Annotated in this window: 15 protein-coding genes; 10 read left to right on the top strand and 5 right to left on the bottom strand. The window is 63.8% G+C overall.

From position 1 onward, the window contains the following. Positions 1–3 precede the first annotated feature (3 nt). Complete coding sequence (locus tag MNAB215_RS24660) at positions 4–498, bottom strand: MarR family winged helix-turn-helix transcriptional regulator (RefSeq protein ID WP_281253363.1); 495 nt, start codon at positions 496–498, stop codon at positions 4–6. 376 nt (positions 499–874) lie between these two features. On the opposite strand from MNAB215_RS24660, the gene MNAB215_RS24655 reads away from it, so the two are divergent. From MNAB215_RS24655 to MNAB215_RS24635, 5 genes are read left to right on the top strand one after another with little or no spacing between them, the layout of a single operon-like run. Continuing rightward, positions 875–2362: a YHS domain-containing protein gene (locus MNAB215_RS24655; protein WP_077081117.1), complete on the top strand. Its 1488-nt coding sequence runs from the start codon at positions 875–877 to the stop codon at positions 2360–2362. 11 nt (positions 2363–2373) lie between these two features. After that, entirely contained in the window at positions 2374–2622 is a 249-nt protein-coding gene (locus MNAB215_RS24650) for a toluene-4-monooxygenase system B family protein (protein ID WP_077081116.1), read from the top strand. Then, positions 2615–2968, top strand: coding sequence for a Rieske 2Fe-2S domain-containing protein (locus MNAB215_RS24645; RefSeq protein WP_245830393.1), 354 nt, complete (start codon positions 2615–2617; stop codon positions 2966–2968). Before MNAB215_RS24650 ends, MNAB215_RS24645 begins: the two co-directional genes overlap by 8 nt. After that, positions 2965–3276 (top strand): MmoB/DmpM family protein, encoded by a 312-nt coding sequence (locus MNAB215_RS24640; RefSeq protein WP_077081115.1) that lies wholly within the window; start codon positions 2965–2967, stop codon positions 3274–3276. The genes MNAB215_RS24645 and MNAB215_RS24640 overlap by 4 nt, the downstream gene beginning before the upstream one ends. A gap of 4 nt (positions 3277–3280) precedes the next feature. Beyond that, positions 3281–4288, top strand: a complete 1008-nt coding sequence (locus tag MNAB215_RS24635; RefSeq protein ID WP_077081114.1) for an aromatic/alkene monooxygenase hydroxylase subunit beta — start codon at positions 3281–3283, stop codon at positions 4286–4288. A gap of 42 nt (positions 4289–4330) precedes the next feature. On the opposite strand, the gene MNAB215_RS24630 is transcribed toward MNAB215_RS24635, so the two are convergent. After that, complete coding sequence (locus tag MNAB215_RS24630) at positions 4331–5077, bottom strand: IclR family transcriptional regulator (RefSeq protein ID WP_077081113.1); 747 nt, start codon at positions 5075–5077, stop codon at positions 4331–4333. Between the two features lie 68 nt (positions 5078–5145). On the opposite strand from MNAB215_RS24630, the gene MNAB215_RS24625 reads away from it, so the two are divergent. After that, positions 5146–6486 carry an FAD-binding oxidoreductase gene (locus MNAB215_RS24625; RefSeq protein WP_077081112.1) on the top strand — a complete coding sequence of 447 codons (1341 nt, stop codon included), beginning with the start codon at positions 5146–5148 and terminating at the stop codon, positions 6484–6486. Then, positions 6486–7295 (top strand): DAPG hydrolase family protein, encoded by an 810-nt coding sequence (locus tag MNAB215_RS24620; RefSeq protein ID WP_077081111.1) that lies wholly within the window; start codon positions 6486–6488, stop codon positions 7293–7295. The genes MNAB215_RS24625 and MNAB215_RS24620 overlap by 1 nt, the downstream gene beginning before the upstream one ends. A gap of 17 nt (positions 7296–7312) precedes the next feature. On the opposite strand, the gene MNAB215_RS24615 is transcribed toward MNAB215_RS24620, so the two are convergent. Next, positions 7313–9094 (bottom strand): DUF4407 domain-containing protein, encoded by a 1782-nt coding sequence (locus MNAB215_RS24615; RefSeq protein ID WP_077082300.1) that lies wholly within the window; start codon positions 9092–9094, stop codon positions 7313–7315. Between the two features lie 219 nt (positions 9095–9313). On the opposite strand from MNAB215_RS24615, the gene MNAB215_RS24610 reads away from it, so the two are divergent. From MNAB215_RS24610 to MNAB215_RS24600, 3 genes are all read left to right on the top strand, one after another. Next, positions 9314–9871, top strand: a complete 558-nt coding sequence (locus tag MNAB215_RS24610) for a hypothetical protein (protein WP_077081110.1) — start codon at positions 9314–9316, stop codon at positions 9869–9871. A gap of 293 nt (positions 9872–10164) precedes the next feature. Beyond that, the gene (locus tag MNAB215_RS24605; RefSeq protein WP_131829169.1) at positions 10165–10617 is read left to right on the top strand and encodes a hypothetical protein; all 453 of its coding nucleotides are present in this window, start codon (positions 10165–10167) and stop codon (positions 10615–10617) included. A 116-nt stretch (positions 10618–10733) separates the two neighbouring features. Further along, a complete protein-coding gene (locus tag MNAB215_RS24600) occupies positions 10734–11162 on the top strand; it encodes a type II toxin-antitoxin system Rv0910 family toxin (protein WP_077081108.1) in 429 nt (142 codons plus the stop codon). Between the two features lie 13 nt (positions 11163–11175). Here the strand turns inward: MNAB215_RS24600 and MNAB215_RS24595 are convergent, their stop codons facing one another. Both MNAB215_RS24595 and MNAB215_RS24590 read right to left on the bottom strand, forming a co-directional pair. After that, a complete protein-coding gene (locus MNAB215_RS24595) occupies positions 11176–11466 on the bottom strand; it encodes a hypothetical protein (protein ID WP_077081107.1) in 291 nt (96 codons plus the stop codon). A 125-nt stretch (positions 11467–11591) separates the two neighbouring features. Further along, on the bottom strand, positions 11592–12062 hold the full coding sequence (locus tag MNAB215_RS24590) for a nuclear transport factor 2 family protein (RefSeq protein ID WP_077081106.1): 471 nt from the start codon (positions 12060–12062) through the stop codon (positions 11592–11594). Between the last annotated feature and the right edge of the window lie 6 nt (positions 12063–12068).

Raw genomic sequence — 12068 nt, 5'->3', positions numbered from 1 at the left:
GCGCTAACGACCCTCTGCGGCAACGTGATCGACGCAATCGACGCGCAGCTCGTCAACAGGCAGCGCGGTGTCGTAGAACGCACACCAATATTTGCGATGTTGTGCATCCAGTATCTCCAGCTGGGCGCACGTGCTGCAGGCTCGACTGACCGGAACCAGATCGGCGTCATGCAATTCGCTGAGCAGCTTTACCAGTCCGTCCAGAAGTACCTCTGCGTCAACTCGATCGAGCCGCGACGCGGCCACCTCCGCCGGGGCGGTCCACCGCGACACCATCGCGGCCGTGCGCTGTCCCGCCGGCGTGAGTACCAGCTGTTGGCTGCGACCATCAAGCGGGTCACGACGACGAATCAGCAGCTTCTTGCGAAGCAACGCGGCGACAGCATCGCTGACCGTGGGGTCTGACACATTGAGTTCGCGAGCCAGCGCCGTGCTGCGCGCCGGTGGCGGAGGCCCCACATAAAGCCAGACCAGAACCCGCATCTGGGTGCCGGACAGGTCATGGCGCTCTGCTGCACGCCGCGCCAGAACGTGCAGTGAATCACCGACGCGGTCGAGCGCGGCGACAACTTTCGAATCCAGGCTGGGGTGGCGTTCCCCTTCGTGCTTCAGTAGCCGGCTCCGATCAGTGCGCCTGGCGACAGCACCGAGATGAGCGGATCGATGTGTTGAACCGACTGATGCATGTGGTGGCTCCTCATTGAGTTCGTGCGCTGCTCTGAATCCTTCGCGGTAAATCGTTATCGATCAGGCTATTGCCGGCACCCGTACGAATCAGCTTGATTGAATATGTAGGACTCCTTTGTATCGTAGCTACGATCGAGAAATACGGATACCCGTTGCACTGCCCAGCACCGAACCAAGGATTCAGCCCATGCCGAAGCTATCTCGCAGCGACTGGTATGACCTCGCTCGCGACACCAACTGGACGTTCCGCTACGTGACCGAAGACGAAGTGTTCCCCGAAGGGCTCTCCGGAACTCATCGCGTGTCGTCCGAGGGCTGGCTGAAATGGGACGAGCCCTACAAGGTGAGCTACCGCGAGTATGTGCACAATCAGGTCACCAAGGACACCACGACGTACTCGCTGAAAAATACGGTCCGCCGCTCAAAGCTGTTCGACCAACTCGATCCCGGCTGGAAATCCGTCTTTGTCGCGCACTATGGCGCGATAACGATGCCCGAATACCTGGCCTCGATCGGCGAGGCGAGGATGGGACGCTTCGGCCGCGCAGCGGCCTGGCGCAACACGGCGACGTTCGGCACTCTCGATGAGGTCCGGCACGGACAGATCCAAGCGTTTTTCCCGTATGGGTTGCTCGACAAGGAGCCACGCGGGGACTGGGCGTTGAAGGCGTTTCACACCAACAACTGGATCGTCTTGGCGGTGCGCTACCTGTTCGACGACATGTTCGTGGCCAACGACGCCTTGTCGATTGCTTTGCAGCTGACCTTCACGCTCGAAACCGGTTTCACCAACTTGCAATTCCTCGGTATGGCCGCCGATGCAATCGACGTGGGCGACCTGGAGTTCGGTGCCCTGATCTCGTCAATACAAACCGATGAGGCGCGCCACGCCCAGCAGGGTGAGCCGACGATCAAGGTGCTCATCGAGAACGGCGAGCAAGAGTGGGGGCAGTTCCTGATCGACCACATGTTCTGGCGGTCTTGGCATATCTTCGCGCTGTTGACCGGTCTTTCCATGGACTACTACACGCCGCTGGAGAGCCGCCGGATGTCGTTCAAGGAGTTCATCGAGGACTGGGTGGTCAAACAATTCGCCGACCAGTTCCGCGATTTCGGGCTGGACTATCCCTGGTACTGGGAAGAGTTCATCAACGAACTGACGTGGTATCACCACGCCATCCACCTAGGCGTGTGGTACTACCGCCCCACGGTGTGGTGGAATCCCGACGCCGGTGTGTCGAAGGCCGAACGACTCTGGCTGGAGGAGAAGTATCCGGGTTGGAATCGGGATTTCGGTCGCCAATGGGACGTCATCACCGAAAACGTCCGCAACGGAGATATCGCGGCGACATTGCCGGAAACGTTGCCGATCACCTGCAACCTGTGCCAGCTGCCGGTCGTCCGGTCGGCGGGCGTCATCGTCGGCGCACACACCGACGCGGCACCGCCGACCCACGTCCATAACGGGCGCAAGTACTTGTTCTGCTCGGAACCCTGCCGCTGGATCTTCACACAGCGGCCGGACCGATTCGCCGGCCACCAGTCGCTCATCGACCGGGTGCTGTCCGGCGAAATCAGCCCCCCCGACCTGAGCACCGTGCTGCAGTACTTCGGCCTCTCGCCCGAAGAGCAAGGGCAAGACGCCGACAACTATGCCTGGGCGCGGAAAGACTAAGGAAGCCTCAGATGGCGCTACTTCCCCTCACCGCACTTTTTGTCGGCGACGTCCTTGAGCTACTGGTCCCGGTGGACGACGGCGACACCGTCGAGCAGGTGGGCCAGCAGGTCGCACACCATGTCGTCGGCCACCGCGTCGCACGGCGAGACGCGCCGCTTCGCGTTCGCCACGACGGCCGAATCTTGGCCCCCGAAACCATTATTGGCGCCTCGGGTGTCCAACCGTTGGACCACATCGAGGTCTTCTACCGTGATTGACAGCGAGCCCGGCTGGACCGCCGATTGGAGATTTGTGGCCACGATTGATGACCTATGGGAAGGCGATGTCGGTGAATTCTACGTCGACGACCTGCCAATCCTTCTGGTGCACTTGCGAAGCGGTGAGATTCGCGCCTTCGAGGGGAACTGTCCGCACGCAGGCTTCCCGCTGGCCGACGGAGATGTCGACGGCGAGGTGTTGACCTGCTCGGCGCACAGCTGGGAATTCAACCTCAGCACGGGCGCGGGGCTCAATCCCGATACCTGCCAACTGCGGTGCTATCAGGTTCGCCGCGAAGGCGACCGCATAGCGGTAGCGGTACCGCAGAATGGAGCAAACCGATGACCCCGTCGACGGCCGAACGCAAGCTTGTTGGACCAATCGTCCGGGGGGTCGACTCCGACGTTGTCGACGCCCTGACCGAGGCGATACGGGCCGATAACCCCGAAGCCGACATCCTGGTCGAGGATCATGCGGGCTACGTCCGTATCCACGCACCGTCGTTTCTCCGAGTTACCCGCAGCAGCCTGGAATGGGCTGCAGGCGAACCAATCCCGTTGGCGTCATTGGAGCCTGCCATTGCCGGATTCGCCGGTCGGATGCGCTACGTGGGCGACGATGAACTGCACTGGTACCTGGAACGAGAGGACTGAGGCAATGACCACCAGGGCACCGCGTGCACTGAAGACCTGGAGTATCGCCGGCGATACCCGGCGCAAACCCACCGAATACGAAATCGTCACGGGCAACTTCCACTACCACTTCAACCGGAAGCCCGCGCCGTTCGACCTGGACCCTGACACCCCGATCAATCGCTGGTATCTCAAGCATCGCGAAGGATCTCCGCTGCATGCCGATGACTGGGAAGGTTTTCGCGATCCGGCGGCGCTGAACTACCGGCGCTACATCGCGTTACAGCATGACCGCGAGATATATGCCGAAGGGGTTGTCGACCACTACGAATCTCTTGACCACGACGAGCACCTCGACCCGGCGTGGGTTGCGGTGCTCGAGCGTCTGTACGTCCCTGCGCGGTTCCTCTTTCACGTCCTGCAGATCACCGGACTTTATCTCGGACAGTTGGCTCCCAGCGCCTACATCACCAACGCCGCGTTCTTCCAGGCCGCCGACGAGTTACGCGCGTTGCAGTGGATCGCCTATCGCGCCAAGTCGTTGTCGCTGTCCCATGGTCCACAGCTGGCCAATTCCGAAGCGACACGCCAGATTTGGGAGCTCGACGATGCCTGGCAACCGGCACGTGAAGCGCTAGAGCGGCTACTGCTTGCCTACGACTGGGGTGAAGCATTCACCGCCCTGAACCTGGTCGTCAAGCCGACCCTCGATGCCCTGTTCAAGGAAGCCCTCGCGGAATTGGCCGCGGCTCACGGTGATGGGCTGACGGCTGCCCTGCTGCAGGAGTCGGGCGTGGACACCGCCCGCAGCCAAGCCTGGTCGGCCGAATTGGCCCGCTACAGTGTCGCGGCCAATCCCGCTAACCGTGACGTGCTGGCGCGCTGGCAAGACGAATGGCAACCACTGGCCGACCGGGCCGTCGCCGGACTGGCTGTAACATTCGCCACCGCGCCCCAGCCGAAGGACCCCGCAGTTGTCAGCGGGCAAGTGGCAGCCTCAATCGCCAAGTTCCGAAGCTCGTTGCCGCTGTAGCGGCATCGAGTTAGCTGATCTTCATCACGACTTCACGTCTCGTCAACGGCTCCACGCCGGCGAGTCGGCCGCGATGCGCAATGCTTCGACGATGCGCTGCTCCTTCTCCAGGAAGCGGTCGGTAGGTGCCGGCACCGATATGGCGATCACGTTGTCGCCCATCACGCGGCGGGCGACGGCGGCCGCCGAAATCCCCGCGGTGTGTTCCTCACGATCGAAAGCGATTCCGCTGCAACGAATCTCGGCGATCTCGCGACGCAGCCCGTCGGTGATATCGGGGCTGAACTTGGAGAGCGCGGTCTCGACATCGGCATCGGGTAAAGCGGCGAGCGCCGCCTTGCCGTTGGCGGTCACCTCCAACGGGAAACGCACGCCGACAGCCGACACCGCGCGCAGCCGGTGTGACGATTCGATCTGGTCGACGAACCACATTCGTTGTCCACGCAGGATGGACAGGTCAACGGTTTCGCCGTCGGTTGCCCGCGCTACCCGCTCGATCGTCGGCCGGAAGATCGCCGAGACGTGCGCCCCGGCGGCACTGCCGAAGCCCAGCAGGCGCTCGCCAAGCGAAAAATGCCCCTGCGAATCCACACTGGCCAACCCGACCTCGACCAGGCCGACGAGCAAGCGGCGCGTTGTCGACTTGGCCAACCCAAGCCGCTCACCGAGGTCGACGAGGCGCAACCGTCCGGGCTCCGCCGCGATCTCATCGAGCGCGGCGGTGGCACGGCGCAGGACTTGGATGCCCTCGTCGCGATTCGTTGGCTGATCCGGTTCCGCAGGCGGCACACCTTCACTATAGTGTTCCGCATTACGGATTTAGTAGAACCGTTATCCGGATCGTAGGAGGGACCTAGATGAGTGGGTTACCTGCAGGGCGACACTTTTTCCGCGGCGACGACGGTTATGAGGCCGCCCGCAGTGCAACGGTTTGGCACGCGCGAGTGCCCGAGCGCTATCCCGAGGTGATCGTGCAGGCCGTCGATGCCGACGACATCATCGCGGGTCTCCACTACGCCAAATCCAACGGCCACAACGTCAGCATCGTCTCGGGTGGGCACAGTTTTGCCGCAAGCCATCTTCGCGACGGCGCTGTGCTGCTCGACGTCAGCCGTCTCAACCACGCGACGATCGACGTAGAGAAGAGCCGTGCAGTCGTCGGTCCTGGTAAGGGTGGCAGCCTGCTCATGGCAGACCTCCAAGAGCAGGGCCTGTTTTTCCCCGGAGGCCACTGCAAGGGCGTCTGTCTCGGCGGTTATCTGCTGCAGGGCGGCTACGGCTGGAACAGCCGAATCTATGGTCCGGCCTGCGAGAGCGTGATCGGCGTCGATGTCGTTACTGCCGACGGCGAGCAGATCCACTGCAACGAGGACAATCACGCCGACCTTTACTGGGCTGCCCGCGGCGCCGGCTCCGGCTTTTTCGGCGTCGTCACGTCCTATCACCTCAAGCTGTATCCGCGTCCCGCCGTCTGTGGTACCAGCGCCTATCTCTATCCCTTCGAGCTGGCGGACGAGGTCTACACGTGGGCCCGCAGCATCGGCGCCGAAGTGGACCCTCGGGTGGAACTACAAGCCGTCGCTTCGCGGGGTGAGCCGACCATGGGAATCGAGAGCCCCGTCATCTCATTTGCATCACCCGCGTTCGCCGACTCCGAGGAAGAGGCCGAAAAGGCGCTCGCCATCTTCGGGAGCTGCCCGGTCGCCGATAAGGCTCTCGTCAAGATCCCTTATATGCCAACCGATTTGCCTACCTGGTATGACATCGCGATGACTCACTATCTGTCCGACCATTACTACGCCGTGGACAACATGTGGACGTCGGCATCGGCCGCCGATCTGCTCCCGGGCATCCGAAACATCCTCGACACCATGCCTCCCCATCCTGCGCACTTCCTCTGGCTGAATTGGGGGCCGGTGCCACGCCGCCAAGACATGGCATACAGCGTTGAAGACGATATCTACCTGGCGCTCTACGGCTCGTGGAAGGACCCGGCCGACGAAGCGAAGTACGCCGACTGGGCGCAGTCGAACATGGCCGCGATGTCACATCTGGCCAGTGGAATTCAACTTGCCGATGAGAACCTCGGCCGTCGTCCGGCGCGGTTCGCAAGTGACGAGGCCATGGCTCGTCTCGACGAGGTGCGGGCCGCCTATGACCCCGACGGCCTGTTCAACAGCTGGATGGGACGACTCTGATGGCCGGCGACCTCTACCTCGGCTACCGCGGCGACGACGTCAACACGCCCTACGGCAAGTTCTTCAACCCCGAAATGGCCTCGCTCCCAGAGCATGTCGTGGAAGCACTAGAGCACGGCCCGCAGGGCGGTATGGCGCTGCTCGCCTACGAGGACGCCGGCAGCATGGCCGACGAGGGTTACCAGCAGACCGAGAATGGCTACGGAGTTCTCGAGGACGGCAGCTACCAGGTCTCGGTACGCACCGACATGCCTGGGGTCACCCCGTCGATGTGGTCGTGGTGGTTCGGCTGGCACGGCTCCGACACCCGTCGCTACAAGCTCTGGCATCCTCGCGCGCACCTTTCCGCGGCGTGGAAGGACGGTGACGAGGCCGGACGGCGGGGGAGCGATCGCTATGTTGGCCGCTGGTCGCTGATCACCGAGTACATCGGCTCCAACCGGCTTAATGGCGCAATACAATTCGTCGCCCCGGGACAGCTGGGCTGTCCACCCGATGGCGACGATGCGGTGGCAATCTGTGCCCGGCTGGGTTCCAGCGACGGTCCGGTGGATGTCGGGTGGTTCATCCACCACGTCAGGTCGACACCGGAGGGAGCCGAGATGCGGTCACGGTTCTGGATGGGCGGACCACACATCGCGGTGCGCAAGGCGCCCGACGTCGCGTCCAAGGCGGTGCGCCCGATCGCCGAACGGGTGCTCGGCAATCCGGAAACCAACGCTCGCAATCTGCTGGTGCACTGCGCACAGGAGATGAACCACCTGGCCGGCTTCCTGCCGGAGCTCTACCAGAACTTCGGCGACGAGTAATGCCCAACGCCGCCGGGCTATTTGCCGGGCGGTAGTTGCCTTGGCCTTTCGGGGGAACGAAGCTCGCGGGGCCCGTCGCGCTGCATCAACTCGAGCTTGCTGTCACTTTCAGCGAGTGACAGGTCGTCCTTGCCGGACAACCGCAGCGATGCGTGCTCTTCTCCGCCCCCCACCCGGCGGTAGGCGCGGCGGGAGGGCTGCTCGTCGCGCGACGGCCCGGCCGGACCCGCGGCATACGAGTGGTCGCCCGCCCCCTCGGAGCTCTCGGCGTCGAGCGTCACCCGATGGGTGCGCTTGAGCGAAAAGGTAATCTCCTCAACCTCTTCGAATACCTGGCGGGCGGTGCGCAGCGGGTGTGTCGTGGTGTCGATCACCCGAGCCACGAAGGGCGGCACAAGCGGACGAATCCAGCGCGCCGCGGTACGGGTCGCATCCGGTATCGACGGGATCAGCGGTGTTGCAGGCTCTTCATGGGGTTCGACAGCGCCGGGCGCCTCGATCTGTGCCGGCAGGTTGTCCACGTTCGGTGCGGCCGGAGCCGGCGCATCGGTTGCGCCCGTGGGCGGTTGTGTGATCGCGCGACTGGCGGCCTCCGCTTCGGCCGCGATCGGCAAGTAGATGTCGTCGGCTGCCTGCTCGAACCCGCGATGCGACGTTGCCCGCACCGGCGGTTCCAGTGCCGCCGCGACCCGGCGTCGCTGCTGCTCGCGGTCGATCTCGGTCTGCGCCTCGATGGCCATCCGGGCCTGCGTGAGTTGGTGCTCGGCCCAGAGGATTTCGGCCTCGCGGCGAACTTCCGCGCGCTTGATCGCAATTGCGGTGTCGGCATCGAGCTGGGCGCGGTCGCGCTCCGCGCGGGCGGTCGCATGACGATCATGGGTCGTCTCGCCACGCCATCGCCGCAGTATCAGTGGCAGTAGGTAGAGGAGGACGAAGAACGCGATGGTCAACAACCGCAGCGTCATAGCGCCGGCGCTGGTGAGCGTGAGGTCGTTCATCGCGACCCAGCGCGCGCCGAGGCCGCGACCGGCATCCGTCAGCGCGCCTCGGCGGGCGTCGGCCACCGCCTGTTGCTGACGAGCGATCGTGGCGTCCAACTCCGGCGCCTGACGGTCGCGAACAGCTAAGGCATTGGCCAACTCATGTTGCGCATCATCGAGAAGCTGGTTGGCCGTTCGTGTTTCGGGGCCGGTCCCGGGTACGCCGGTGATCCTGGTCTGCGGGCAGGCCGGGGTGGGGTTGTATTCGCAGCGCGCGACGATCAAGGCCTTGTCCTGGTTGGCCCGGGCCTGTGCGACCGCGTCGTCCAGGCCACTTCGAGCGTCTTGCGTCTGTTGCAGCGATGCCGACGCCGCGGCGACCGCGGGCGTGGAATCGGCAACGCGCGAGGCCTGCTCGTCGAGGCGACGGTCGACGGGACCCGAAAACACCACGAGCGCGGCGATCTCGCCGACGAGAACGCCGACCGCCACCGCGACGGCCGCCCGCCCCGCGGTGCTCGCCCGGCTCGAATAGGATCCAGACGCCATACCGCGGGTCACCGCGCCCACCAGCAAGCCGAAGACGAGCGTCAACGGGACAACGGCGAGCATCGACCAACGCGCCGACTCGCTCACCGCCAACGCGGCGACCAGCCAGGCCAGCATCGCTCCCACGAGCACGACAGCGCCCCCAACGGCGTGGCTGGACCGCTCATGACGCTCACCCAGCTCGCCCCAGTATCCGCCGCCAAGCCAGGTCAGCGTTCGCCCGAGAGCAGCGGCGGACGAGCGCGGCTCCGCAAATTCGTCGGCGTTCATCAACCCTCCAAGTCCTCAAGCCTCCCAGCACACCGAGCGACACACCGAATCGAAGCGCCGACGTGTGGTGTTGTTCACAACCCGACAGCGCGGGCACCGGCGGCTCTGCCGTGTGGCGATCACGTTCGGGGGTCTACCAGGTCGTATCTGACGCGAAATTGCTGCGACGCGAGCAGATCAACGGTCTATCCGGCAGGTGACGTGAGACGGTATAAGCCTATGCAAAACCACGAGTATGTCACCTACGAAGAGTTCGGCCGCAAATTCTTCGAGGTCGCCGTCACTCCTGAGCGGGTCGCCGCAGCCTTCGCCGATATCGCGGGCAGCGAGTTCGCCATGGAGCCGATCGCCCAGGGCCCCGGCGGGATTGCCAAGGTCAGCGCGAACGTCAAGATCCAAGACCCCCGGGTGACGCGGCGTCTGGGCGACACCATCACGTTCGTCATCCACATTCCGCTCTCGATCGACCTGCTGCTGGATTTGCGGCTCGATAAGCAGCGGTTTGTGGTCTCCGGAGACATCGCCCTGCGCGCCACCGCGCGCGCCGCCGATCCGTTGCTGCTGATCGTCGACGTCGCGAAACCGCGTCCCTCGGACATCACCGTCAACGTGTCGTCCAAGTCCTTCCGCGGCGAGGTGGTGCGGATCCTCGGCGGCGTCGACGGCGAGATCCGACGCTTCGTCGCCCAATACGTTGCGGACGAAATTGATGCGCCCCATGCGCAATCGGCACAGGTCATAGACGTCGTCGCGCGATTGAACGAAGCCTGGCCGTAGGACCGCCTTTTCTGGCGAATGGCCACACGAAATCCGTTGAGCGACAGGACCCTCGGACGGGTTCGGAGTGGTTGGCACGCGGCGCGCGGCATGTCGCTCGGGCGGTGCCGCAACCTTGCTCCCCAGCAACAGTAGGCGAGCGAAGCAAACCACATAGTGGGGCAATATCCAGCGGAGAAAATTCATTCCGGCGTCTATGCGGGTGAGCTAGTCTTCGCCGGTGCGATAGCCATTCACCCGATCGTCCGACTGTGCAGGAGGTTTACACGAATCATCGGTGGTTGCTCGCGGTAGTGCTGGTCGCCGGCAAGCTGATATCAGGTTGTTCGTTCACCAGCAAAACAACGAGTTCGTCCCGCTCCGCCACGAAGAGTTCGTCGTCTGTGCCTGGGACTTCGTCCTCATCGTCGACGGAATCCACGGCGTCCGCACCGCTGACCACACTCGATTCCAGCCAATGTGTCGGCGTCAACGGCGCCAACGCCGACCTGTTGGCCGCGAACGACAAAGATGTGGCCCGCAAAGCCGCTGACACGCTTGAGCGTTACAGCCCTCCGTCGGACGTCAAGGACGCTACCGAACACTTCGTCAGCACCGGCGGTGCCCACTTCGATGACCCCGACTTCACGAAAAACTTAGTCCCTCAGGTACTTGGGTCGGTGACAAACATTCAGTTTGCCGCGAGTGAACTCGACGTAACCCCCAATCGCGATCCGCTCGGTTCGTCGATATCGGCGAGCGGTTGATCAGGCTGGGGTTTACCGGGATCCGGCACCCGGGTATGTAAAGCCGGTAAGGGGCTTCCCGCGATGTGGCGTGTGCCCGTCCGCCCCAGTGGCTTTTCTCAAAGGAGCGACCAGCTTTGGCGCACGTGAATGTTTCGACGACATCGGACCTGGAACCGCAGGCCGCATGGAAGCTGGCCTCTGACTTGAGCCGATTCGGCGAGTGGCTGACGATTTTCGGTGGATGGCGAGGCGAGGTGCCGTCGACCATCGAGGAGGGCGCAGAAGTCGCGTCGTGCGTCAAGGTCAAGGGTTTTCGCAACCTCGTGCACTGGACCGTCACGCAATACGATGAACCGAAATCCATTGAGCTGCAGGGCCGTGGCCGCGGTGGGATCCGGCTCACGGTGGCAATGGACGTCGCCGACAACCACCCTGGTTCGACGTTTCACCTCAACGCTGATCTCAGAGGCGGTGTGCTCAGCGGGCCGGTCGGTAGCGTCGTCGCCCGAGTCCTGCGGTCGGATGTGCGCAAGTCGGTCAACAATCTTGCCGCTATGAAATAGCTAAAGCCGGAGGTTATCGCGCCGGGTGGCTGGCCAGCCAGTCGCGGTCGGCTTGCCGAATTCGCCTGCGGTCCATGCCAATCCAGTCAAGTCCCGCCCCAAAAGCCATCAGGCAGATGATGGCTGCGGCAATGCCGGCGCCAACCTCGCCGAGCGCGAAGTTGGTCACGCACACTGCGAGCGCGAGTACGCCCGCGGCGATCACGACGAGCCCCGGCGACCAGGCTGAATCCGGTTCGGATTCGTCGGTGTCATGTCGAGTCGGCCGATCACCACCGACGTCCTCGCGCGATCCGTGCCTCATCACGTTGTTCTCCGCCGTCCCTTTCGCCTCACGAGTTGCTCCTCTTCACGAGCTACCCGCAAAGCCATCCAGACAAACGACTTCGGCGCGAGAAACGCCAAACGCGTGCGACGACTGCCGCGCTGCTAGCTAGGGCCGTTCGGCCGCAGTCTGCGTACCGGACGAGTCTCGATGGCGTTGATCGTCAAAACCCGGCGGCTGATCCGCCATCCCGCATCGGTGAACACGTAGTCATCGTCGTAGCGCAGATGCCACGCCACATCGACCACCTCGTTGGCGCGCTGCGTCCAATGATGGGCAATACACGCAATGCGACCCCGCGCGGTGCCCTCCGACGCGCCGTCGTCGTAGAGTTCGCCGACGATCGCGTGTTCGGTGCGGGCCACTGCGGCGACCGCGGCCACTGCCTCGGCGATGGCCCGCTGACCCCGATGAACATGTATCGGTTCCAGCGCATCCGGCGGCCCGGGCAGCGCAAGTTCCGCTGCAGCGGTGAAAAGCTCAGTGACAGAATCGAATTGACGATCGTCGACTCGGGCCGCATACCGGTGCACCACATCATGCAGCGCCAGCCGGTCGTTCGCGGAAAGGGTCATGGGCCC

Origin of the sequence: Mycobacterium numidiamassiliense (assembly GCF_900157365.1) — a bacterium.
In the GTDB taxonomy this organism is placed as follows: Bacteria; Actinomycetota; Actinomycetes; order Mycobacteriales; family Mycobacteriaceae; genus Mycobacterium; species Mycobacterium numidiamassiliense.
This window is presented reverse-complemented; position numbering and strand designations above follow the sequence as displayed.